We start from the raw sequence: 22056 nt of genomic DNA, 5'->3' as shown, positions 1-22056 counted from the left end.
GGCGGCCCGGCCCGCCGGGACAGGGGGACGCATGGCCGAGGGACAGGTCCGACTCGAGATCGACGGCCCGATCGCCACGATCACCAACGACAACCCGGACAAGCGCAACGCGTTCACCGACGACATGGACGCCCAGCTCTTCGCCATCCTGGCCGAGCTCCGCGCCACACCGAGCGTGCGCGCCGTCATCTGGCGCGGCGAGGGGCACTCGTGGTCGTCGGGTCGCGACGTGTCGGCCATCGGCACCAACGTCACCGAGCTCACCCACCACGAGCTGATGACCCGGGGCCACACCGGCATCCTCCAGCTCTTCGATCTCGAGGCGCCCGTCATCGTGGCCATCCAGGGGTGGGCCATCGGCGGCTCGTTCCAGCGAGCGCTGCTCGCCGACATCCGCATCGCCGCCGACGACGCCCGCTTCATGCTCCCCGAGACCGGCCACGGCGTCATCCCCGACACGGGCGGCATGGGACGGCTGTTCCAGATGTGCGGACACGGGGTGGTGAGCGACATGGTGCTCACCGGTCGCCGGCTCGACGCCGCGGAGGCGCTGAGCCTCGGGATCGTGTCGCGGGTGGTGCCGCGGGACGAGCTCGACGCGACGGCGCGGGAGATGGCCGAGAAGGTGGTGGCGGCGCCGGCGCTGACCGTCAAGTTGGCCCGCCGGGTGATCAGCCATCTCGCCGACCCCGAGATCCGTTCGTCGATGGACGACGAGCTCTTCTACCAGACCTTCCTCAACAAGTCCGACGACTTCGCCGAGTTCCGCGCCGCCCGCGCCGAGGGCCGCGAGCCTCGCTACACCGGGAGCTGACCGTGACCGACCCCTCGCCCCCCGCCGTACCGATGCCCACCCCCGGGCTCCCCGACGCGCCGCCGCTCGGGGCCTCCGCCCTGCCCGACGGCGCCTACGACGGCGTGGCCGTGTTCGTCACCGGTGGCGGCACCGGTCTGGGTGCGGCCATCGCCACCGAGTTCGCCCGTCTCGGGGCGTCGATCGTGATCGCCAGCCGCAAGCCCGAGCACCTCGAGGCCGGCCACGAGCGCATCGCCGCTCTGGGCGCACCGGTCGTGACCGTCGGCTGCGACATCCGCGACCCCGACCAGATCGCGGCCGCCTTCGACGCCGCCACCGAGGCCTTCGCCATGCCGTCGGTGTTGGTCAACAACGCGGCGGCCAACTTCCCGGTGCCCGCCGAGGACATGTCCCCCAACGCGTGGCGCACGGTCGTCGACATCACCCTGAACGGCACCTACTTCTGTGCCCGCGAGTTCGCCCGCCGCCACATCGGCGCCGGCACGCCCGCCTCGATCATCAACGTGGGGGCCTCCTACGCCTGGACCGGCGGGCCCGGCTTCGCCCACTCCGCGGCGGCCAAGGCCGGCGTGAAGAACATGGTCGAGACCCTCGCCGTGGAGTGGGGGCCCTACGGGATCCAGGTGAACGGACTGGTCCCGGGGCTGATGCCCCACGAGGACATGACCGCCGACATCCAGGGCAACCTCGCCCGGACCGACGACAAGGACGTGTGCCAGCCGGCGTTGCGCGTCGGACGGCCCCGGGAGCTGGCCTGGGCGGCCACGTTCCTCGCCTCCCCCTACGCCCGGTTCATCAGCGGCCACACGCTCGTCGTCGACGGCGCCAACTGGCAGCGCCGCACGCTGACCAATCCGCCGGTCGTGACCGTTCGCGACCAGATGGGCAAGGGCCCCTTCGAGCTCTGATCAGGCGTCGGCGGCGGCGATGAGCGCGGTGAGGTCGGCCAGCGCGGCGGCGAGGCGGCGACGGTCGGCGGCCGAGGCGCCGAGCGTGGACTCCCAGCGGTGCAGGTCGTCGTTGACGCGGGTGGCCAGCGCGAGCCCGGCGGGGGTCGCCTCGACGACGACCCGGCGGCGGTCGGCCGGATCGGGGAGCCGGCGCACCCACCCCGACCGCTCGAGGCGGTCGAGGGTGAGGGTCATCCCGCCGGTGGTGCGGCCCAGCACGTCGCAGATCGCGGTGGGGGCGCTGCGGTGCCCGGGGGAGCGCCGGACCACACCGAGGACGAGGTAGTCGGCACCGCTGATCCCGGCGGCGGCGGCGATCCGGTCGAGGACCTGGCCCACCAGGATCTCCAGGCGCACCACGTGGCCGAGCAGGTCGCCGTCGTCGTCCGGGAGCTCGAGGGGGGCGGCGCCGCCGTGGCGCCCGGCGGTCGCGGGGGCCCGGCGCGCCTTCGGGGGCGAGGCGGCCGGCACTACTCGGTGATCCCGAAACGCTCGAGGCCGTAGGCGGCGATGGCGTTGTCACGCAGCACCGCCTGACACGCGGCGGCGTCCATGCCGGCGGCCGCGAACAGGTCGCGGGCGACCTTGCGGGAGTGGGGGAAGGTGCCGTCGGAGTGCGGGTAGTCGGTCTCGAAGAGGATCTGGCCGAGGCCCACGTCGTCGCGGCACTTGAGACCGTGCAGGTCGTCGAAGACGCAGCCGAACACCCGGCCCCTGACCTGCTCGCTCGGCGCGACGGCGAGGTCGACACCGCCGACCCCGTCACGCCACACGCTGTCCATGCGCTCGAGCTGGAAGGGCATCCAACCGACCTGGCTCTCGGCGAAGGCGATCTTGAGGTCGTCGAAGCGCCCGAGCGTGCCCGAGAACACCCAGTCGCACAGCGAGCCCTGCGCGTTCTGGGCGTAGAGCGACATCGACGTGGCGAGGGGGGCGTCGGGTGAGGTGGTGGGCATCGAGGACGACGAACCGATGTGCATCGACACGGTGGTCGCCGTCTCCTCGCAGGCCTGCCACAGGACGTCCCACTCGCCGCTGTAGAGCGACGGGAAGCCGAGCTTGGACGGGTTCTCGGAGAACGCGATGGCGTGGCTTCCCTTGGCGGCGCAACGCCGCACCTCCTCGGCGGCGAGCGTCGGGCTCCACAGGGGGACGAGCGTCAGCGGGATGAGCCGACCGCGGCCGGCCCCGCCGCACCAGTCGTCGATCATCCAGTCGTTGTAGATCCGCAGGCAGGCCAGGGCGAGGTCCTTGTCGGCCCGTTCGGCGAAGCCCTGCCCGGCGAAGCGGGGGAAGATGTTGGGGTAGTTGATGGCCGCCGAGACGTGGTTGAGGTCCATGTCGGCGAGCCGGGCGGCCTGGTCGTGGGTGCCGGGGCGGAAGTCCTCGTAGACGGCGGGCACATTGCGCTGCTCGCTGCGGGGGGTGCCCGCCGGGGCGTGCAGGAAGCCGGTCGGCATGGTGAGGTCGTCGAAGACCCAGACGTCGCAGGGTTGTCCGTGGACGTCGTCGATCACGAACCCGTAGTGCCCGCCGGTGAACTCGAGGCGCACCCGCTGGCGCTCCACGCGGGGGCCCCGGGCCCGCAGCGAGGGGGGGAGCTGCTCTTGCCACAGGTCCTTCGGCTCGAGGACGTGATCGTCGACGGAGATGATGTCGGGGAGCTCGTGCTCGGCGGGGGTGACGTCGGTCGTCTGGCTCATGGGTCCTCCACGGGGAGTTCGGACCCGACCATGATAGCTATTTACATAGCTACTTTGTCAAGCGCTGTCCCGGGACGCTCGGGCCATCTCGGCCGACTCGCGCCGCTCGACCTTGCCTCGGTACATCGCCTCGTCGGCGCGCCGGAGGACCTCGCTCGTGCTCTCGCCGGCACGGGCGAGGACACCGCCCACCGAGGCCCCCACGACGAGGTCGGGGAGCTCGGCCGTCCCGAGCGGGAGCCGCAGTCGCTCCTGCAGCCGGGCCGCCACGCGCTCGACGGTCGGCCCGGTGGCGGGCTCGCAGACGATCACGAACTCGTCGCCGCCCACGCGCCCGACGAAGTCCGTGGGCCGCACGACGCTGGCGAGACGCCGGGCCACCGCAGCGAGGGCCTGGTCGCCGAACGCGTGCCCGTAGCGGTCGTTGACCCACTTGAACTCGTCGAGGTCGACGAAGAGCACCCCGACCCCCGCGCCCTCGTCCCGGCCCAGGGCTTCGTCGATGCGGCGGTGCACGGCGCTCCGGTTCGGGAGCCCGGTGAGCCCGTCGTGGTTCGCGAGGTGGGACAGCTCACGGGTCAACGTCCGGCGGGCGGTCACGTCCTCGATGTGGACGAGCAGGTGCTGGGGCTCCCCGTCGGGCCGGTACAACGCCGACACGTTGAGCATGGCCCAGACCGTCGTGCCGTCCGGGCGCAGGTACCGCTTCTCGATCTGGTAGCCCTCGACCTCGCCGGCCAGCAGACGCCGCAGCGGGACGGCGTCGAGCCGGCGATCCTCGGGATGGGTGACCTCGTCCTCGACGCGGGCGATGAGCTCGCTCGGCGCACGATCGAGGATCGAAGCCAGGGCGGGGTTGATCTCGACGAACCGCCCGGCCAGGTCCATCACCGCGATGCCCGTCGGCGCCTTCGCGAAGGCGTGGCGGAAGCGCTCCTCGGCCCCCCGCAGGTCGCCCTCGAGGCGACGACGCTCGTCGATGTCGCGCAGGTGCAGGATGACGCCCGCCACCGCCGGATCGTCGATCTGGTTGTTGGCCACCGCCTCCACGTACACGGGCAGACCCCATCGGTCCCGGAGACGGAACTCACGCAGCGTCGTCGGACCCGGCTCGGCCAGCGTCTCCTCCATCGCCATCAGGGCGACCCCCTGGTCGGCCTCGACGACGAGGTCGAAGCCCTTCCGGCCCTCGAGCTGCTCGGGCGTCCAGCCCAACAGGCGCTCGGCGGAGGGGCTCACGTAGCGCAGGGTGCTGTCGGGGTCGAGCACGACCACGACGTCGGTGGCGTGCTCGACGAGGGCGCGGTGGCGCCGCTCGCTCGCCACCAGGGCGGCCTCGGCACGACGTTCCGCGGTGATGTCGACCCCGGTCGCGACGAGGCAGCGCACCCGGCCCTGGTCGTCGTTGAGCACGGTGTCGGTGAAGGAGATCGTGCGCTCCTCGCCCGACCGAGTGCGCCACCGCCCGACGCTGCGCCGCGAGCCTCCGGTGCGCAGGTGGTCCACGGCCCGCTCGATCACCTCGGCCTTGCGTCCCGGAGCGAGGAGGTCGACGGCGTTGCGCCCGACCATCTCCTCGGCGCTCCACCCGGTGAGGCGCTCGCACGCCGGGTTGAACCGCAGGATCACGCCCTTCGGGTCGGTGACGACGATGAGGGCCTCGGCGGTCTCGACCGCCGCCGACAACACGTCGAGGTCGAAGGCGTCCGCGCCGACCGGCTGTGGGGACGACAACACGCAGTTGTCATCGTCGGCGGGCGTGGGCCCCTTGAGCGGCCGGGGGCCGAATGAGCCGGGGGACCCACCCTCGCCGGACGGTCGCCGCGCCGGGCCCGCCCGAACGTGAAAATCTCCGACGCGACCCCGCCGGTCTTTGCTGAACTGTGCCGAGGAGCACGCACGATCACGGGGGTACAGGATGGCCGTCGCGCCGCACCTCGCCAGCGTCATCAACGATCGGGCCTCACTGCGGATCGAGGCCTACGACGGGAGCGCCTCCGGTCCGCCGGACGCCCCCACGAGGATCGTCGTGCGCCGCCGGGAGGCACTGGCCCGCCTCCTCAACCGACCCGGCGAGCTCGGTCTCGTGCGGGCCTTCGTCGCCGGCGACGTCGACCTCGAGGGCGACCTCGACGCGCTGCTCGAGACCGCCGCCGACGTCGACCTCCGGTTCTCGCCCCGCGACGTGGTGCCGCTGCTGGCCGAGGTGGGCACCGGCGTGCTGCGCCCTCCTCCCCCACCGGCCGAGGAGATCCGGCTGAAGGGCACCCGTCACTCCAAGCGCCGGGACCGCGAGGCGATCTCGCACCACTACGACGTCTCCAACGAGTTCTACCGGCTCGTCCTCGGCCCCACGATGGTGTACTCGTGCGCCCTCTGGGCGTCCCCGGAGGTGGGCCTCGAGGCCGCCCAGACCGCGAAGCTCGACCTCGTGTGCCGCAAGCTCGGACTGGCCCCGGGGATGCGCCTGCTCGACGTGGGCTGCGGATGGGGATCGATGGTGATCCACGCCGCCGAGCACTACGGGGTGTCGGCGGTGGGCATCACGATCTCGGTGGAGCAGGCCGAGCTGGCCCGCCGTCGGGTGAAGGAGGCCCACCTCGAGCACCTCGTCGAGATCCGGGTCCAGGACTACCGCGACGTGGTCGACGGCCCGTACGACGCCATCAGCTCGATCGGGATGTTCGAGCACGTGGGCCGACGGCGGCTGGAGGAGTACACGCGCGACCTCTACGCGCTGCTCCCGCCGGAAGGACGCCTCCTCAACCACGCCATCGCCCGCCCCGGTTACCCCCAGGGCGACGGGCCGATCGCCCGGGTCAAGGCCTTCGGGCGACGGTTGGCCACCGCGGTCGGTTCCGACCTGACGTCGCGGATCGAGAGCGACCTCATGCAGCGCTACGTGTTCCCCGACGGCGAGCTGCACGAGGTCGGCGTAGTGATCTCGATGCTCCAGGAGAACGGCTTCGAGGTGCGCCACCTCGAGTCGCTGCGCGAGCACTACGCCCTGACCCTGCGCCAGTGGGTCGCCAACCTCGAGGCCAACTGGGACGAAGCCGTGCGCGAGGTCGGCGAGGGCCGCGCCCGGGTGTGGCGGCTCTACATGGCGGCCTCCGCGATCAACTTCACGCTCGGGGGCGTCCAGGTGCACCAGGTGCTCGCCGTCAAGCCCGGCGACGGCGGGTCGAGCGGCCTGGCGCTGCGCCCCTCGTTCGAGACGCCGACCGGCACCTAGGTGACGGCGGGCGGTAGACAGGGACCATGGACCGACTCGCCACACTCCGCCTCGAGGGCAACGCCATGGTCGACGCCGGCCGCGCCGCCGGCCTCGACGCTCCAGTCCCCACCTGTGAAGGGTGGGACGTGCGGCGCCTGCTCCAGCACCTCGCCAAGGTCCACCAGCGCGCCGAGGCCGTCGTGCGGACCGGCGCCGACACCCCGCCCCGGTCGAGCGAGTTCCCGAGGTTCGCCGACGACGAGGCGCTCTTCGAACAGTTCACCGCCACGCTCGACCGGCTGTGCGTGACCCTCGAGATCGCCGACCCGCAGGGACCGTCGTGGAACTTCACCCGTGAGCCCCAGGTGAACGCCTTCTGGCTGCGACGCATGGTCCACGAGACGACGATCCACCGCGTCGACGCCGAGCTCGCCGCCGGCCGCACGCCCCCCCACATCGCCCACGACCAGGCCGTCGACGGGATCGACGAGCTCGTCGCGCTGCTCATGCCGAACGTGTTCCCGCACAAGGAAGCGGACCTCACCGCCACCGTCCACCTGCACTGCACCGACCTGCCGGGCGAGTGGCTGATCACCTTCGCCGACGGCGTCATGTCGACGACCCGGGACCACGGCAAGGGCGACCTCGCCGTGAGGGGCCCGGGCGGCGGGATCTACCTGTGGGCCTGGGGGCGCCGATCGGTCACCGACGCCGGGCTCGAGGTCCTCGGCGACGCCACGCTCCTGGACGCCTGGGCCGCGCTGGTGCCCTGACGGGCGGGGTCGACGGGGCTCACCGCAGGAAGGTCCACCAGACGCTCCCGCCGAGCGCCATGGCGGTCACGACCAGGCCGCCGAAGACCACCGGCTTCGAGACGTTGCCGTCGGCGTCGGCGGGGATCCGAGACCGGACCTTGTCGAGCATCCGGGCGGCGAAGGGGACGTCGCGGGACAACAGGAGCAGCCCGCTGGCGATCACGACGAGCCCGGGCCCGGGCAGGACGAGCAGGGCCGTGCCCAGCGCGACCAGGAAGAACCCGGCCGACATCCGCGCCATGCGGCGCACCACTCCCCGCTTGGCCTCCTCGACGGTCTCCTCGCGGCCGTCGGTCTCCATCTCCGCGGCGATTGCCGCCTCCTCGAGGCGCTCCCACCGCTCGTGGGCGTGGTGCTCGTGGTCGGCCATGCCCCCTCCCCGATCGTCAGAAGTCGAAGATGTCCGAGAGGACCGACCGCGACTTGCGCTTCGGCTTGTACCCGTGGCCCGACGCCGTCGGCGGGGGAGCGGGCGCCGACCACATCGGACGGTCGTCCCGGTACCGGTCGTCCCGGTACCGGTCATCACGATACCGGTCGTCGGGGTAGCGGTCGTCGGGGTAGCGATCGTCGCGCCGGTCGGCGGGCGGCGGCGCCGGCGCCCGACGGGCCTCCTCCTCGACCGCCGTCTTCTCGATGATCTTGTCGAGCTCCCCCCGGTCGAGCCACACACCGCGGCACTCCGGGCAGTAGTCGATCTCGACGCCGTGGCGCTCGCTCATCAACAGGTTGGTACGACAGTGGGGGCAGTTCACGCGACTCCTCCGGAGGACGCCGCCGCGGCGGCGGGTTGCGGGTGGGTGTCGTCGGGCTCGGGGTGGGGATCGCCGCCGAGGCCGACGAGACGAGCCACGACCTTGCGGATCTCCTCCATGACGATGATCGACAGGGCGACGACGAAGCACAGCGCCCACTGCGAGGGGGACAGGTACTCGGTGCCGAACAGCGACTGCATCGGACCCCACGACGTGGCCAGGTACTGCAGGATGCACACGCCGATCACCGCCAGCCAGAGCTTGCCGTTGGTGAAGGCGTAGCGGCTGAACACCGACGAGTGCTCGGTGCGGGCGTTGAACACGTTGGCCATCTGGAAGAGGACGAACACGGTGAAGGCCATCGTGAGGCCGGTCTGCTCGTCGTAGTTGTCGCGGCCGTACACGAACAGCGACAGCGTGCCCACCGCCATGATCATGCCGAAGAAGACGAGCCGCGAGACCCGTGACAGCGAGAGGATCGGCGCCGCCGCCGCCCGCGGCCGACGGTGCATGACCCCCGCGGAGGGCGGGTCGACCCCGAGCGACAGCGCCGGGGGGCCGTCGGCGATGAGGTTCACCCACAGCACCTGGATGGGGCTGAACGGGACCGGGAACCCGAGGAGGCTGGCCCCGAGGATCGTGGCGATGGCGCCCAGGTTGGTCGAGAGCTGGAAGCGCACGAACTTGACGATGTTGTCGTAGATGGTGCGGCCACGTTCGACGGCGCCGACGATCGTGGCGAAGTTGTCGTCCGTGAGGACCATGTCGCCGGCTTCCTTGGTGACCTCCGTGCCGGTGATCCCCATGGCCACCCCGATGTCGGCCGTGCGCAGGGCGGCCGCGTCGTTGACACCGTCGCCGGTCATGGCGACCACGTGCTCACGGGCCTGCAGGGCCTTGACGACCCGGACCTTGTGCTCCGGCGAGACCCGGGCGCACACGGCGATGTCCTCGATGCACTCGGCGAGCTCCTCGTCGCTCATCGCCGTGAGCTCGTCACCGGTCACGACCCGGCCGTGCAACCCCAGCTCGGCGGCGATCGCGCCGGCGGTGATGGCGTGGTCGCCGGTGATCATCTTCACGTCGATGCCGGCGGCGTGACACAACGCGATGGCGTCGCGGGCCTCGGCCCGCGGGGGGTCGACGATGCCCACCAGGGCGTGGAGGGTGAGGTCGTCGATCCAGCGCTCGGGCTCGACGACCGCACCGTCGGCGTCGAGGACCTCCGCGGCGGGCAGCGTCCGCGAGGACAGGGCCAGCACCCGCATCCCCTCCGACGCCAGGCGGTCGTTGTCGGCCTGGCGTCCGGCCCGGGCCATGTCGTCGAGGGGACGCACCTGCCCCTGACCGTCGATGAACGACGTCGACCGGCCCAGCAGCACGTCGGGCGCACCCTTGACGTACACGACCACGTCGTCGGAACCGTCGTCGTGGACCCGGTGGAAGGTGGCCATGAACTTGGTGGTGGAGTCGAACGGCACCTCGCCGAGGCGGGGGCGGGCGGTCCGTAGCCCCTCGACGTCGATGCCGGCCTTGGCGGCGACGACGACGAGCGCGACCTCGGTGGGGTCGCCCACCACGTCGGGGCGGCCGTCGGCGCCGGTGCGGGCCACGGCGTCGGCGCACAGCGCGGCCGGCGTGAGGGTGTCGACGAGGGCGTCGGCGGCCGTGGCGGTCCCGTCCTCGGCGACGAACTCGCCGGTGATGGCGTAGCCCTCGCCGCCGACCTTCCACACGTGCCCGCCCCGGACGACCTCGCGGGCCGTCATCTGGTTGAGCGTCAGCGTCCCGGTCTTGTCCGAACAGATCGTCGTGGTGGACCCGAGGGTCTCGACGGAGTGGAGCCGCTTGACGATGGCGTTGCGCTTGGCCATCTGGGAGATGCCGACCGCGAGCGTCACCGTGACGACCGCCGGCAGGCCCTCGGGGATGGCCGCCACCGCCAGGGCCACGGCCCCGATCGCCGCCTCGGCGAGGTCCTCGCCCTGGACGAGCTGGAGCGCGAAGACCAGCCCCACGGCGACCACCGCGATGACGGCCAGCTTCTTGCTGAGGCCGTCGAGCTGGCGCTGCAGCGGGGTCTGGCCCGGGTCGGCGTTGCCGAGCAGGTCGGCCACCTTGCCCATCTCGGTGCGCATCCCGGTCTCGGTGACCACCATCTCGGCGCGGCCGCGGGCGACGGTGGTGTTCATGTACAGGGCGCCGTGGCGGTCGCCGAGCGGCCCGTCGGCGCGCTCGGTGGCCTCGCTGTCCTTCTCCACCGGCACCGACTCGCCCGTCAGCGACGACTCGTCGACCAGGAGGTTGGCGGCCAGCACGACCCGCCCGTCGGCGGGCACGCGGTCCCCGGCCTCGAGCAGCACGACGTCGCCCGGGACCAGGTCGTCGGTGACGACCTCGGCGATGCCGCCGTTGCGGCGGACCCGCACCTTCGAGACGAGCATCTGCTTGAGCGCCTCGAGAGCCGAGGACGCCTTCGCCTCCTGCACGTAGCCGAGGACGGCGTTGATCAACAGCACCACGGCGATGACGATCGAGTCCTTGAGGTCGCCGATCGCCCCGGCCAGCACGGCGGCCGCCACCAAGATGAGCACGATCCCACTGCGGAACTGGTCGAGGAAGAGCTTCCACTTGGGCCGCTTGGGGGGCTCGGCCAGCCGGTTCAGGCCGTGGCGCTCGACGCGGGCGGCGACCTCGGCGTCGGAGAGCCCCGCATCGACGCTGACGCCGAGTCGCTCGGCGACCTCTGCGGCGGGATAGGTGTGCCACGGCTCGGCGGACGGCACAGGGGCCACGGGCGACGAGGGCTCAGGGGTGACGGACGATGAGGCAACCACAGCGGACTCCGGTCAGGTCGGACGACGACAACAGGCCCCCGAGGGGAGCCAGAGGACCGGAGGTCTCCCCCGCCCGCAAGGGCCAGCGGCACCGGGTGGTCCAGCCGAAGCCGACCCGCCGTGATGACGACACCGCTGTGATGGGGTACTCCCCTCACTGCGAGCAGTATGGCGGAAGCCGCGGCTCTTCGCACCGATGCACCGCGATCGGCGGTGACCGGTTGCCGGTCGGCCGGTCCTCGGGAGGCGCTCAGCCCACGAGGATCCGACGGACCTCGTCCTCGGAATCGCGGGTGACGAGGACGAGCACCTCGTCGCCGGCGCCGAGCACGGTGTCGCCACGGGGCACCACGAGGTGGTCGGTGCGCAGGACAGCGACGATGCTCGACGCCCGGGGCAGCCCGAGCGCCTGGATCTCCCGGCCCTCGGCGGGCGAGCCCGGTGCGAGCGTCACCTCGGCGAGCTGGGCCCGGTCGCGGTCGAACGACAGGAGGCGCACGAACGTGCCGACCGACACCGCCTCCTCGACGAGCGCGGTCAGCAGGTGCGGGGTCGAGACGGACACGTCGACCCCCCAGGACTCGTTGAACATCCAGTGGTTGTCCGGGTTGTTGACCCGGGCGACCACCCGGGGCACACCGAACTCCTGCTTGGCCAGCAAGGACACGACGAGGTTGTCCTCGTCGTCGCCCGTGACGGCGACCACGACGTCGGCCCGCGCCGGGTCGGCGGCCGCCAGCTCGGAGACCTCGCACCCGTCGGCGAGGAGCCACGCCGCACCGGGGGGCTCGCCGTTGGCCTGGGCGCGGGCCACCCGATCGGGGTCGACCTCCACGATGAGCACCTCGTGCCCGCCGTCGCGCAGCGCACCACCGATGTAGGTGCCGACGTTGCCGCCACCGACGATCACGACCCGCATCAGTGCCCCCCCTCACGGTCGCCGGGGCCGCCGGCGAGCAGCGCGTCGATCGCCTCGAGCCGGTCGCCGTCGACCGCCAGCCACACCACGTCCCCGGCCTGCGCGAGCAGCGCCGAGCTCACGACCTGGGCGACGCCCAGCCGGGTGACCGCCACCACCCGGACCCCGCCGTCGCTCTCGAGTGCGGAGAACGCATGGCCGGCCCACGAGTCGGGGACGAGGCGTTCGACCAGGCACACGCGGGCGCTGGGGTCGATCCACTCGACCTCCTGCGTCCCGACCTCGATGCGACGCAGCACCCGGTCGATGGCCCAGCCGACCGTGGCCACCGTGGAGATGCCGAGGCGCTCGTAGATGGCCGCACGACGCTGGTCGTAGATGCGCGCCACCACCCGCTCCACCCCGAAGTACTCCCGGCCGGTGCGGGCGATCAGGATGTTCGAGTTGTCGCCGCTGGTCACGGCGGCCAGCGCCGAGGCCTGCTCGATCCCGGCGTCGCGCAGGCACGCCCGGTCGAACCCCACCCCGGTCACCGTCCGGCCGCCGAAGGCGGCGGGCAGCCGCCGGAAGGCGTTGGACCGACGGTCCACGACGGCCACGGAGTGGCCCTGGTCGTCGAGGTTGATCGCCAGGCCCGAGCCCACCCGTCCGCAACCGACCACCACGACGTGCACGCAACCACCTCCACGGCCGCCAGCCGGCCGAACCCGCCCGGGGGGCGGCGCCGGATCATACGACCGGCACGACCCGGGAGCGCAAGTGCCGGATGGGGCCGCGGGGCTCGTCGGCGCCGGGTTGTCGGGGGTTTCAATTACTTGTAATATCTGTTGCATGACAGTAGCGATGACCCACACCGACTGGTTCACCCGCGAGATCCCCGACGGATGGACCACCGCCCCCCCGGAGGTGACCGCCGACGCCGACGAGATCGTCGTCGTGGTGCCGCTCGCCGACGACGCCGACGTGCGGGCCTTCCGGTCGTCGACCAAGGCCGACCGCATCGAGATCGCCGGCCGGGCCCAGGAGCTGTTCGGCCGAACCGTGTCGTGGGGGGTCCGCCGCGGCGACGACGTGCACCTCTTCACCCACCTCGCCGTGCCCGCCATGACCCGGCTGCGCCTGCCCGAACGACAGGTGCTCGACGTCCTCGTGGCCAGCGGGGTCGCCCGCAGCCGATCCGACGCCCTCGCCTGGTGCGTGAAGCGCATCGGCGCCGGCGAGGCGGCCTGGCTCGACGAGCTGCGCGAAGCCCTCCGCGCCGTCGACCGGATCCGTCGCGAAGGTCCCGCGTCCGTCCCGCCCACCGAGCCCGGCTGATCCACGGAGAGAGCGGGCGAGGTCCGATCCCGCCCAGGGCGAGGGGATAGCGTGAGCGGCCCGACGTCTCGTGGAGCGACGATGCCCCTCTCCCCCCCGATCGACCGGCCACGCTCCGACCTCCTCGTCATGTTCGGAGCCTCGGGCGACCTGGCCCGCAAGAAGCTGTTCCCGGCGCTCTACCGCCTCGAGGGCCGAGGGCTGCTCGGAGTCCCGGTGGTCGGCGTGGCGATCGACGCATGGGACGACGACGACCTGCGGGCCCACGCCCGGCGGTCGGTGGAGGAGGCCGGCGAGGGCGTCGACGAGACGGTGTTCGACCGCCTGGCCGCCAACCTCCGCTACATCCCGGGCGACTACGCCGACCCGGCCACGTTCGAGGCGCTCCGCGCCGCCGCCGGCGGTGCCCGGAACCCGGTCTTCCACTTCGCCGTCCCGCCGTCGATGTTCGCCACCGTGGCCGGCGGGATCGCCGGGGTCGGCCTCGACCGCGGGGCGCGGTTGGTCATCGAGAAGCCCTTCGGCCGCGACCACGACTCGGCGGTCGAGCTCAACGAGACGCTCCACGAGCACTTCCCCGAATCGGCCATCTTCCGCATCGACCACTTCGTCGGGAAGGAGGGCCTTCGGGCCCTGCTCGTCACCCGCTTCGCGAACGCCATCGTCGAACCCATGTGGCACCGCTACGTCGTGTCGGCGGTGAAGATCACGATGGCCGAGGACTTCGGCGTGGAGGACCGGGGCGCGTTCTACGACTCGGTCGGCGCGCTGCGCGACGTCATGCAGAACCACCTGTTGCAGATGGTCGCCATGCTGGCCATGGAACAGCCCGTGAACGAGGGCGCCAAGGCGCTGCGCGACGAGAAGGCGAAGGTCCTCGAGTCCGCCCGGGTCGTCGACCCCGCGCGGTACGTCCGCGGCCAGCACGAGGGCTACCTCGACGTCCCCGGGGTCCGTCCCGGCTCCGACACCGAGACCTACGGCGCGTTCCGCCTCGACCTCGACTCGCCGCGCTGGAGCGGCGTGCCGTTCTACCTGCGGGCCGGCAAGGCGTTGGCCGAGACCGTCACCGAGATGACGATCGAGTTCAAGCCACCACCCCGTCCGCTCTGGATCCCCGAGCACTCCCACCTCCCGAAGAGCGCCATCCGCATCGAGGTGAAGCCCGAGAGCTTCAGCGCCCTCACGTGGCTGACGAAGGCCCCCGGGGACGACATGATGCCCACGGCCGTCACGCTCGCCCCGCCGCCCGAGGCCCGCGCCGACTGCGGCCCCGAGCCCTACGAGTTGCTCATCGAGGAGGCCATGAACGGCGATCCGACGCTGTTCGCACGGGCCGACTCGGTGCTCGAGTCCTGGCGCATCGTCGAGCGCATCCTCACCGACCACCGCCCTGTCGAGCCGTACCGCAGGGGTTCGTGGGGCCCGAAGGGCGCCTCCGACCTCGTGCGCCACCACGGCGGTTGGCCGAACGAGCCCCCGGCCGACCAACCCCGGCCGTGACCGACGGCCGGCCCGCCGCACCGGGCGAGCTGTTCCTGGTGCGCCACGGCGCCACCGAGTGGAGCGTGACCGGGCGCCACACCGGCCGCACCGACCTCCCGTTGCTGCCCGAGGGGGAGGAGAAGGCCCGCGCCGTCGGTTCGCTCCTCGCCCGGCGTCACTTCGCCCTCGTCCTCACCAGCCCGCTCCGACGGGCACGCCGGACCGCGGAGCTGGCCGGCCACCCCGAGGCCCTGGTCGACGACGACCTCCTCGAGTGGGATTACGGGGAGCTCGAGGGCCTGACGACGGCCGAGATCCGGACGTCGCGACCGGGCTGGACCGTCTTCAGCGGTCCGGTGCCCGGCGGTGAGACGCTCGACGAGGTCGCCACCCGCGTCGACCGGGTCATCGCGCGGGCGAGGGCCGTCGACGGCGACACCCTCGTCGTCGCCCACGGGCACGTGCTGCGGGTGCTCGCCGCACGGTGGTGCGAGCTCGATCCGGTCGAGGGCCGCCGGCTGCCCCTGGCCACGGCCACGCTGTCGGTGCTCGGCTGGGAGCACGCCGTCCCCGGCATCCACCTCTGGAACGCGCCGGGGGATCCCACCACGGACGGGACCCATCCCGCTCGCCGGCCGCAGCGCTGACGCCACACCTCGGAGGGGGTGGGAGACCTCGCGCCCGGCGACGCGCCTCAGCCGTAGAGGCCCTCGATCTCGGCGACGTACCGGGCGTGGATGCCACGCCGCTTGAGCTTGGAGGTCGGGGTCAGCACCTCGGAGTCGGGGAGCCACTCCTCGCCGAGGACGTGCACCTTCTTGACCGCCTCGGCGTTGTTGAAGTTCGCCATGGCTTCGCGCACGCCCGCCTCGATCTCGGCGAGCACCTCGGGGTGCTGGGCCAGCTCGACCAGGTCGGCGAACTCGATGCCCCGCGTGGCCGCCCACGCCGGGGCCACCTCGGGATCGAGCGTGACCAGGGCGGACACGAACGGGCGCTGGTCGCCGATGGCGCAGGCCTGACCGATCAGGGGGACGAGCTTGAGCTCGGCCTCGAGGTTGGCAGGGCTGATGTTCTTGCCCCCGGCGGTGATGATGAGCTCCTTCTTGCGGTCGACGATGCGCAGGTAGCCGTCCTCGTCGATCTCGCCGATGTCACCCGAGTGCAGCCAGCCGTCCTCGTCGATCGTCTCGGCGGTCTTGTCGGGGGCGTTCAGGTAGCCCCCGAACACGTTCCCGCCCCGGAAGATCACCTCGCCGTCGGGGGCCAGCGCCACCGTGGAGCCGGGGATGGCCGGGCCGACGGTCCCGGCCTTCACCCGCACGGCCGTCCACGTCATCGGGCCCGAGGACTCCGACATGCCGTAGATCTCCGACATCGGCACCCCGATGGCCCGGAACCAGCTGAGCACCTCGGCGGGGATGGGGGCCGCGCCGCTGATCGCACCGAGGACCTGGTCGAGGCCCACGAGCTCGCGGATCGGGCGGAACGCCACCTCGTCGAGGAACTCCCAGGTGGCCCGCTGCTCGTCGGTGACCGTCCCCCAGTCCATGGCCTCGGCGATGGGGATGGCCGTGGCGATGGCCTCGGTGAACTGCTGGTGCTTCTCGGGATCGAGGGAGAGGGCGGCGTTCACCCCGGCATGGATCTTCTCGAACACGCGGGGCACCCCGAAGAGGAACTCGGGCCGCACCTCCTTCAGGAACGCCGACAGCAGCGCCGGGTCGGGGCACGTGGTGACCTCGTAGCCCAGCGCCAGGCCGGCGTAGTGCGACGTGGTGCGCTCGGCGATGTGGGCCATCGGGAGGTACGACACGACCCGCTTGCCGACGTAGTCCTCGAAGGGCAGGAGCAGCTTGAGGCTCTCGAGGGTCCAGACGACGTTGCGGTGGCTGATCATGACGCCCTTGGGCGGGCCGGTGGTGCCGGAGGTGTAGATGATCGTGGCCAGCGTGTCGGGGTCGACCTCGGCGACGGCGGCCTCGAGGTCGAGCGGCTCGTGGGCGAGCAGGTCGGCGAGGGCGACCGCCCCCTCGGGGAGCTCGGCACCGGGGCGCACGACCACGAAACGGCGGAGGTCGGGCAGCTGGTCGGCGACGCTCAGGAACCGGTCGAGGAAGGCCTGGTCCTCCACCACGGCGAGGACGGCGTCGCAGTGGCCGGCCAGGTAGGCGATCTGGTCCGGCGCCGACGAGTTGTAGATCGACACCGGCGTCGCCCCGAGGACGGCCACCGCCAGGTCGACGACGTGGAACTCGGGGATGTTGCGCATCATGAGCACCACCCGGTCGCCCGGACCGACCCCGAGGTCGCGCAGCCCGGCCGCGACCCGGGCCACCCGGTCGCGGTACTCGGCGTAGGTCCAGTGGTCCCAGGTCTCGTCGTCGTTGCGCCACCGGATGGCGACGGCGTCGGGCACCCGCGCGCTGAGTGCGACGAACTCGCCGCCGACGGTCCTTCCCTCGGCGAGGGCGTGGAGATCGGAATCGGTCACGTCGGCGACGGCCATGGCACAGCGTCCCTTCTCACGGTGTGAACTCGGTCACGGGGGCACCAGTGTGGCTCATGGACCCGGCTCCGCGCCCGTCGGGCTGACGAGGGTGTCACCGAAACCCCGTCGGTTGTGGAGGCGGCGCCCCCGGCGGCAGACTCCACGCACGGTCGCAACGACCGACCGGAACGAAGGGACATGCCATGACCACTGCGGTGATCGTCGACGCCATCCGCACCCCCGGGGGGAAGCGCAACGGCTCGCTGTCGGGTTGGCACCCCGCCGACCTGGCCGCCCAGACGCTCTCGGCCCTCGTGGAGCGCAACGACCTCGACCCGGAGCTCGTGGAGGACGTCATCATGGGCTGCGTCATGCAGGCCGGCGCCCAGGCCCTGAACGTGGGCCGCAACGCGGTGCTCGCCGCCGGGTTCCCCGAGTCGGTGCCGGCCACGAGCATCGACCGGCAGTGCGGGTCCTCCCAGCAGGCCGCCCACTTCGCCGCCCAGGCCGTCATGGCGGGGGTCCACGACGTCGTCATCGCCGCCGGCGTCGAGGTGATGAGCCTCGTGCCCATGGGCGCGTCGGTCGGGCGGAACGTGGGCTTCCCGTTCGGTCCGTCGATGGAGGCCCGCTACGCCGACGTCGGCGGGCTGGTGCCCCAGGGCCTGTCGGCGGAGATCATCGCCGATCGCTGGGATCTGTCCCGCGAGGACCTCGACGCCTACGGCGCCCGCTCCCAGCGGCGCGCCGCGGTGGCCCGCGACGAGGGCCGATTCGACGCCGAGATCCTGCCCGTGGCGGCCCGTCCCCGCGACAAGGAGACCGGGGAGCTCATCCCGACCGACGCCGAGCTGGCCGCCGACGAGGGGATCCGCGACGGCACGACCGCCGAGACGCTCGCCAACCTCAAGCCGGCCTTCAAGCCCGACGGCAAGGTCACGGCCGGCAACTCCAGCCAGATCACCGACGGCGCCTCGGCGGTGCTCATCATGAGCGAGGAGAAGGCAGCCGCGCTCGGGCTCACCCCCCGCGCCCGCTTCCACGCCTTCGCCCTGGCCGGCGTGGACCCGGTGACCATGCTGACCGGGCCGATCCCCGCCACCCACAAGGTGCTCGAGAAGGCCAAGCTGAACTTGGACGACATCGACCTGATCGAGATCAACGAGGCCTTCGCCTCGGTGGTGCTGGCCTGGGAGAAGGAGCTGCACCCCGACATGGATCGCGTGAACGTGAACGGCGGTGCCATCGCCCTCGGCCACCCGCTGGGCGCGTCGGGCACGAAGCTGCTGGCCACCCTCCTCAACGAGCTCGAGCGCACCGGGGGTCGCTACGGGCTCCAGACGATGTGCGAGGGCGGCGGGCTGGCCAACGCCACCGTCATCGAGCGACTCGGCTGAGGTCGGATCGGGACCGGCCGTGCGCCTCAAGCACCCCGTCGTGGCGGGGATCGTCCTCCTCGGCGCGGCCGCCGCCCTCGCCGCCGGCTACGGCCTGGGCCGGGTGCTGGTGGCGGCCGGCGCCTGTTGGGCGATCCTGCGCCTCGGGGTGCTGTTGCTCGGCGGGATGGCCCGCCCGATCCCCGAGCCGCCGCCGGCCGGTGAGCTGCGGAAGGTGAAGATCGCCTATCGCTGCGAGATCTGCGGAGCGGAGGTCCGCATGACCGTGGCCCCCGACGCCGACCCCGAGCCCCCCCGGCACTGCCAGGAGGACATGACGCTCATGGCCCCCGTCGACGACATCTGAGGCCCGTCCCCGGCCCCGCCCGTCGTCCACAGGCTGGGGACAGCGTTGTGAGAGGTCACGCGGATGTCATCCGGGCGCCACGTGTTCGCAACCCTGGCTGACGGCCCGGCAGCGCCGCTGTGGACAGCACCGGCGGGCTCAGCGCAGCTGGGTGGCGGTGATGATCCCGCCGAGGATGAGCCCCAGCCCGACGAAGATCCACCAGGCGCTCGCCGCGCCCGGGAGGAGGACCTCGGTGTAGTGCAGGAAGATGACCGCCACGCCCAGCACGAACAGCACGGCCATCAGCCACGGCACCCACGGAGGGCTGATCGTCGACGCCTTCGGCGCCGGCGGGGTGTAGCGGGTCGAGGCGTCGGGGCCGGTCGGGCCCCCCTTCTTCGGCGACGGCCCTCCCTTGGGGGTGACCCGACCTCCGGTGCGACGGGACGGGGGCGGGCGCTTGTCGGTGGCCATCGCACCGGAGGCTAGCGGCCGTCCCCGGTCGGGGCGAGCACGCCCCCGGCCCCCTCCGGGCCGGATGCCGACCCCGGTGCGAGGTGGGGAACCCCGGGGAGACGAGCGCCCGGGGGGCGGTAGCGTCGGCACCGATGGCCCCCCGGATCGTCGTGCTCGACAACTACGACTCGTTCGTCTTCAACCTCGTGCAGTACCTCGGCGAGCTCGGGGCCGAGCCCCTCGTCCACCGCAGCGACGAGCTCACCCTCGACCAGATCGTCGCCCTCGACCCCGACGGCGTCCTCATCTCCCCGGGCCCCGGACGCCCCGAGGACGCCGGGCTCTCGAACGAGGTGATCCGGCACTTCACCGGCCGACGGCCGGTCTTCGGTGTCTGCCTCGGCCACCAGTGCATCGGCCAGGTCTTCGGCGGCGAGGTGGTGCGCGCCCCCGACGTCATGCACGGCAAGACGTCGCTCATCCGCCACGACGGGACCGGCGTCTTCACCGGGCTCCCGCAGCCCTTCGAGGCCACCCGGTACCACTCCCTCGTCGTGGCGAGGGACAGCGTGCCCGCCGTCCTCACGGTCACCGCCGAGACCGACGACGGGCTGGTCATGGGCCTGCGCCACCGTGACGCCGACGTGGAAGGCGTGCAGTTCCACCCGGAGTCGATCCTCACCGCGGGCGGCCACCGGCTCGTGGCCAACTTCCTGGAGCGCTGCCGGGCCTGAGCGGCCGGGCCGCTCAGGGAGCGGTGGTGGAGGTCGACGACGTCGTGGTGCTCGGCGGGCGGGTGGTGGTGGTGGAGGGAGGCGGCGCCGTGGTCGTCGTGGGCGGCGGGCCCGTCGAGACCACGAGCGTCACGGTGGCGCCCTCGGGCACCGAGGTCCCGGCCGGCGGGGAGGTGGAGATCACGTCGCCGGCCGGGACCGACGCCGAGGACTGCTGCTGGGTGCTCACCTGGAGGCGGAGCTGGCCGAGCGTGTTCGACGCCGCGGAGGCGTTCTGGCCGACGACGTCGGGGATGGTCACCTGCGCCGGACCCGACGACACCACGAGCTCGACCACCGAGCCCCGCTCGGCGAGCTGGTCGGCCACCGGGCTCTGGCTGATGACCTGGCCGGCGGGGACCGACGCGTCGGGCCGTTCGGTGACGTTGGGGACGAAGCCGGCGTTGGTGAGCAACGACTCGGCCGCCGCCCGGGTGCGGCCCACCACCCCCGGCACCGGCGCCTCGCCGAGCCCGCCGCTCACCCGCAACAGCACCGTGGAACCCTCGTCGGCGTTGGTGTTGCCCGCCGGCGTCTGGGCGAACACGGTCCCCGCCGGTCGGTCGCTCGTCTCGTTCTTGGTCTCGACCTTGAAGCCGGCGGCCTGCACCCGGTTCACGGCGTCGGTGACCTGGATCCCGATCACGTCGGGGACGGCCACCTGCCGGGTGGGCTGGTTGAGGCGGGTGCCGACGAAGAAGAGGATCAGGGCCACGAGCGCGAGGCCACCGAGCAGCAGCGCCACGTAGAGGCCGGTGCGCTTGCGGGGTTCGTCCGGGGGCACGTAGGGCGGCGTGCCGCCCGGCGGGGTGCCCGGTCCGCCCGCGGCCGCCGGCACCGCCATCGTGGCGTCGCCCACCCCTGCGCCCACGACGGCCCCGGCGGCGGCCGCCGCCGCTGCGACAGCCCCCATGGCCCGCACCGGCGCCCCGTCGAGGAACGCCCGGAGGTCGGTGCGGAGGTCCTCGGCGCTCGCGTACCGGTCGGGGGGCTGCTTGGCCAGGCAGCGCATGACGATCGCCTCGAGCGGGACCGGCACCTCGGGGTTGACGCGGCGCGGCGGGACCGCGGCCTCCTGCACGTGCTTGTAGGCGATGGCCACCGGGGTGTCGCCGCTGAACGGCGGACGGGAGGTGACCGACTCGTAGAGGACACAACCGAGGCTGTAGACGTCGCTGCGCGGGTCGACGGCCCGACCCTGGGCCTGCTCGGGTGAGAAGTAGGTGGCCGTGCCCATGACCGAGCCGGCCTGGGTGAGGTTCACCGTGTCCTCGCCGGTGGTGACCGCCTGCGCGATGCCGAAGTCGGCCACCTTCACCTCACCCGACGACGTGATGAGGATGTTCCCCGGCTTCACGTCGCGGTGCACGACGCCGTTGCGATGGGCGAAGGCGAGGGCGGCCGCCACGTCGGCGGCGATCATCGCGGCGCGGTCGGCGGGCAATGGGCCCTCGGTGCGGATGATGTCGGACAGCGGCCGGCTCTCGACGTACTCCATGACGATGAAGTACGTCTCGTACTGCGAGCCCCAGTCGTACACCGCGACGATGTTCGGATGGTTCAGGTTGGCGGCGGCCTGCGCCTCGCGGCGGAACCGCTGGACGAACGTGTCGTCGCGGGCGTACTCCGGGAACAGGACCTTGACGGCCACCGGGCGGTCGAGCAGGAGGTCCTTGGCGAGGTAGACGTCGGCCATCCCGCCGCGGGCCAGCTTGCGATGCAGCTCGTAGCGGTCGTTGAAGACCGTGGGCCCGGTCGGGGTGTCAGCCATACCGGCGCCACACTACCGACGCGCC

21 protein-coding genes are annotated in these 22056 nt (G+C 72.4%); 10 read left to right on the top strand and 11 right to left on the bottom strand.

Features of this window, described 5'->3' with window-relative positions; translation table 11 throughout:
- Positions 1-31 precede the first annotated feature (31 nt).
- Positions 32-814 (top strand): enoyl-CoA hydratase/isomerase family protein, encoded by a 783-nt coding sequence (locus tag MUE36_07595; protein ID MCU0310788.1) that lies wholly within the window; start codon positions 32-34, stop codon positions 812-814.
- Between the two features lie 2 nt (positions 815-816).
- Positions 817-1725, top strand: coding sequence for an SDR family oxidoreductase (locus MUE36_07590; protein ID MCU0310787.1), 909 nt, complete (start codon positions 817-819; stop codon positions 1723-1725).
- Here MUE36_07590 and MUE36_07585 read toward each other — a convergent pair whose 3' ends face one another.
- From MUE36_07585 to MUE36_07575, 3 genes are read right to left on the bottom strand one after another with little or no spacing between them, the layout of a single operon-like run.
- On the bottom strand, positions 1726-2238 hold the full coding sequence (locus MUE36_07585) for a MarR family transcriptional regulator (protein ID MCU0310786.1): 513 nt from the start codon (positions 2236-2238) through the stop codon (positions 1726-1728).
- The gene (locus MUE36_07580; GenBank protein MCU0310785.1) at positions 2238-3470 is read right to left on the bottom strand and encodes an amidohydrolase; all 1233 of its coding nucleotides are present in this window, start codon (positions 3468-3470) and stop codon (positions 2238-2240) included. Before MUE36_07580 ends, MUE36_07585 begins: the two co-directional genes overlap by 1 nt.
- A 57-nt stretch (positions 3471-3527) precedes the next feature.
- Positions 3528-5207 (bottom strand): PAS domain S-box protein, encoded by a 1680-nt coding sequence (locus tag MUE36_07575; GenBank protein ID MCU0310784.1) that lies wholly within the window; start codon positions 5205-5207, stop codon positions 3528-3530.
- 181 nt (positions 5208-5388) lie between these two features.
- Between MUE36_07575 and MUE36_07570 the strand changes: the two genes are divergently transcribed.
- Both MUE36_07570 and MUE36_07565 read left to right on the top strand, forming a co-directional pair.
- Positions 5389-6705, top strand: a complete 1317-nt coding sequence (locus tag MUE36_07570; protein ID MCU0310783.1) for a cyclopropane-fatty-acyl-phospholipid synthase family protein — start codon at positions 5389-5391, stop codon at positions 6703-6705.
- A 26-nt stretch (positions 6706-6731) separates the two neighbouring features.
- Complete coding sequence (locus MUE36_07565; protein ID MCU0310782.1) at positions 6732-7460, top strand: maleylpyruvate isomerase family mycothiol-dependent enzyme; 729 nt, start codon at positions 6732-6734, stop codon at positions 7458-7460.
- 19 nt (positions 7461-7479) lie between these two features.
- Here the strand turns inward: MUE36_07565 and MUE36_07560 are convergent, their stop codons facing one another.
- From MUE36_07560 to MUE36_07540, 5 genes are all read right to left on the bottom strand, one after another.
- Positions 7480-7872: a hypothetical protein gene (locus tag MUE36_07560; protein MCU0310781.1), complete on the bottom strand. Its 393-nt coding sequence runs from the start codon at positions 7870-7872 to the stop codon at positions 7480-7482.
- Positions 7873-7888: 16 nt separating this feature from the next.
- Positions 7889-8224, bottom strand: a complete 336-nt coding sequence (locus MUE36_07555) for a zf-TFIIB domain-containing protein (GenBank protein ID MCU0310780.1) — start codon at positions 8222-8224, stop codon at positions 7889-7891.
- A gap of 29 nt (positions 8225-8253) precedes the next feature.
- Positions 8254-11052 carry an HAD-IC family P-type ATPase gene (locus tag MUE36_07550; GenBank protein ID MCU0310779.1) on the bottom strand — a complete coding sequence of 933 codons (2799 nt, stop codon included), beginning with the start codon at positions 11050-11052 and terminating at the stop codon, positions 8254-8256.
- A gap of 292 nt (positions 11053-11344) precedes the next feature.
- Positions 11345-12013, bottom strand: a complete 669-nt coding sequence (locus MUE36_07545; protein ID MCU0310778.1) for a TrkA family potassium uptake protein — start codon at positions 12011-12013, stop codon at positions 11345-11347.
- Entirely contained in the window at positions 12013-12687 is a 675-nt protein-coding gene (locus MUE36_07540; protein ID MCU0310777.1) for an NAD-binding protein, read from the bottom strand. Before MUE36_07540 ends, MUE36_07545 begins: the two co-directional genes overlap by 1 nt.
- Before the next feature lie 157 nt (positions 12688-12844).
- Here MUE36_07540 and MUE36_07535 point away from each other — a divergent pair, with 157 nt between their 5' ends.
- The 3 genes from MUE36_07535 (at position 12845) to MUE36_07525 (ending at position 15462) form a co-directional block, all read left to right on the top strand.
- The gene (locus tag MUE36_07535) at positions 12845-13330 is read left to right on the top strand and encodes a hypothetical protein (GenBank protein ID MCU0310776.1); all 486 of its coding nucleotides are present in this window, start codon (positions 12845-12847) and stop codon (positions 13328-13330) included.
- An 81-nt stretch (positions 13331-13411) separates the two neighbouring features.
- Positions 13412-14833 (top strand): glucose-6-phosphate dehydrogenase, encoded by a 1422-nt coding sequence (gene zwf, locus MUE36_07530; protein MCU0310775.1) that lies wholly within the window; start codon positions 13412-13414, stop codon positions 14831-14833.
- On the top strand, positions 14830-15462 hold the full coding sequence (locus tag MUE36_07525) for a histidine phosphatase family protein (GenBank protein MCU0310774.1): 633 nt from the start codon (positions 14830-14832) through the stop codon (positions 15460-15462). The genes zwf and MUE36_07525 overlap by 4 nt, the downstream gene beginning before the upstream one ends.
- Positions 15463-15509: 47 nt before the next feature.
- On the opposite strand, the gene MUE36_07520 is transcribed toward MUE36_07525, so the two are convergent.
- Entirely contained in the window at positions 15510-17324 is a 1815-nt protein-coding gene (locus MUE36_07520) for an AMP-dependent synthetase/ligase (protein ID MCU0310773.1), read from the bottom strand.
- A gap of 185 nt (positions 17325-17509) precedes the next feature.
- On the opposite strand from MUE36_07520, the gene MUE36_07515 reads away from it, so the two are divergent.
- Positions 17510-18703, top strand: coding sequence for a thiolase family protein (locus tag MUE36_07515; protein ID MCU0310772.1), 1194 nt, complete (start codon positions 17510-17512; stop codon positions 18701-18703).
- 19 nt (positions 18704-18722) lie between these two features.
- Complete coding sequence (locus MUE36_07510) at positions 18723-19049, top strand: hypothetical protein (protein MCU0310771.1); 327 nt, start codon at positions 18723-18725, stop codon at positions 19047-19049.
- 138 nt (positions 19050-19187) lie between these two features.
- Here the strand turns inward: MUE36_07510 and MUE36_07505 are convergent, their stop codons facing one another.
- Positions 19188-19505 carry a cell division protein CrgA gene (locus MUE36_07505; protein MCU0310770.1) on the bottom strand — a complete coding sequence of 106 codons (318 nt, stop codon included), beginning with the start codon at positions 19503-19505 and terminating at the stop codon, positions 19188-19190.
- A gap of 134 nt (positions 19506-19639) precedes the next feature.
- Here MUE36_07505 and MUE36_07500 point away from each other — a divergent pair, with 134 nt between their 5' ends.
- The gene (locus MUE36_07500; protein MCU0310769.1) at positions 19640-20221 is read left to right on the top strand and encodes an aminodeoxychorismate/anthranilate synthase component II; all 582 of its coding nucleotides are present in this window, start codon (positions 19640-19642) and stop codon (positions 20219-20221) included.
- 13 nt (positions 20222-20234) lie between these two features.
- On the opposite strand, the gene pknB is transcribed toward MUE36_07500, so the two are convergent.
- Positions 20235-22031, bottom strand: a complete 1797-nt coding sequence (gene pknB, locus MUE36_07495; GenBank protein MCU0310768.1) for a Stk1 family PASTA domain-containing Ser/Thr kinase — start codon at positions 22029-22031, stop codon at positions 20235-20237.
- Positions 22032-22056 lie beyond the last annotated feature (25 nt).

The sequence above is a fragment of the Acidimicrobiales bacterium genome (assembly GCA_025455885.1).
Lineage (GTDB): Bacteria > Actinomycetota > Acidimicrobiia > Acidimicrobiales > Acidimicrobilacustridaceae > Rhabdothermincola_A.
This window is presented reverse-complemented; position numbering and strand designations above follow the sequence as displayed.

Coding starts and splice junctions, on each gene's coding strand:
- MUE36_07595 (MCU0310788.1), top strand. CDS start 32: ATGGCCGAGGGACAGGTCCGACTCGAGATCGACGGCCCGATCGCCACG.
- MUE36_07580 (MCU0310785.1), bottom strand. CDS start 3,470: ATGAGCCAGACGACCGACGTCACCCCCGCCGAGCACGAGCTCCCCGAC.
- MUE36_07570 (MCU0310783.1), top strand. CDS start 5,389: ATGGCCGTCGCGCCGCACCTCGCCAGCGTCATCAACGATCGGGCCTCA.
- MUE36_07565 (MCU0310782.1), top strand. CDS start 6,732: ATGGACCGACTCGCCACACTCCGCCTCGAGGGCAACGCCATGGTCGAC.
- MUE36_07560 (MCU0310781.1), bottom strand. CDS start 7,872: ATGGCCGACCACGAGCACCACGCCCACGAGCGGTGGGAGCGCCTCGAG.
- MUE36_07555 (MCU0310780.1), bottom strand. CDS start 8,224: ATGAGCGAGCGCCACGGCGTCGAGATCGACTACTGCCCGGAGTGCCGC.
- MUE36_07545 (MCU0310778.1), bottom strand. CDS start 12,013: ATGCGGGTCGTGATCGTCGGTGGCGGCAACGTCGGCACCTACATCGGT.
- MUE36_07535 (MCU0310776.1), top strand. CDS start 12,845: ATGACAGTAGCGATGACCCACACCGACTGGTTCACCCGCGAGATCCCC.
- zwf (MCU0310775.1), top strand. CDS start 13,412: ATGCCCCTCTCCCCCCCGATCGACCGGCCACGCTCCGACCTCCTCGTC.
- MUE36_07520 (MCU0310773.1), bottom strand. CDS start 17,324: ATGGCCGTCGCCGACGTGACCGATTCCGATCTCCACGCCCTCGCCGAG.
- MUE36_07515 (MCU0310772.1), top strand. CDS start 17,510: ATGACCACTGCGGTGATCGTCGACGCCATCCGCACCCCCGGGGGGAAG.
- MUE36_07505 (MCU0310770.1), bottom strand. CDS start 19,505: ATGGCCACCGACAAGCGCCCGCCCCCGTCCCGTCGCACCGGAGGTCGG.
- MUE36_07500 (MCU0310769.1), top strand. CDS start 19,640: ATGGCCCCCCGGATCGTCGTGCTCGACAACTACGACTCGTTCGTCTTC.
- pknB (MCU0310768.1), bottom strand. CDS start 22,031: ATGGCTGACACCCCGACCGGGCCCACGGTCTTCAACGACCGCTACGAG.